1 protein-coding gene is annotated in these 314 nt (G+C 45.2%); it reads left to right on the top strand.

Going from position 1 to position 314, the window contains the following annotated elements; all coding sequences use genetic code 11:
• The coding region (locus LKK83_RS07150) for a reverse transcriptase/maturase family protein (RefSeq protein WP_442957292.1) at nt 1-314 on the top strand (314 nt) is incomplete at both ends.

Raw genomic sequence — 314 nt, 5'->3', positions numbered from 1 at the left:
CCGCAAGGAGGGGTAATCAGCCCTCTACTGGCAAATATTGCCCTTCACGGCATGGAAGAAAGCATCAAATCCTTAGCAGCTAAGCTACCAGGGAAAGGTAGTCGTACAAACAAACGGGATGCAATCTCGCTAATCCGTTATGCGGACGACTTCGTTATCCTACATGAAAACAAGGATGCAATTCTAAAATGTCAAAAACATATCCAGGAATGGCTGAAAGGAATAGGGTTGGAACTCAAGGATACCAAAACTCATATCACCCACACTTTAGAAGGGGATAAACCAGGGTTCGACTTTCTCGGCTTCAACATCCG

The sequence above is a fragment of the Phormidium sp. CCY1219 genome (assembly GCF_035615515.1).
Taxonomy (GTDB): domain Bacteria; phylum Cyanobacteriota; class Cyanobacteriia; order Cyanobacteriales; family Laspinemataceae; genus CCY1219.
This window is presented reverse-complemented; position numbering and strand designations above follow the sequence as displayed.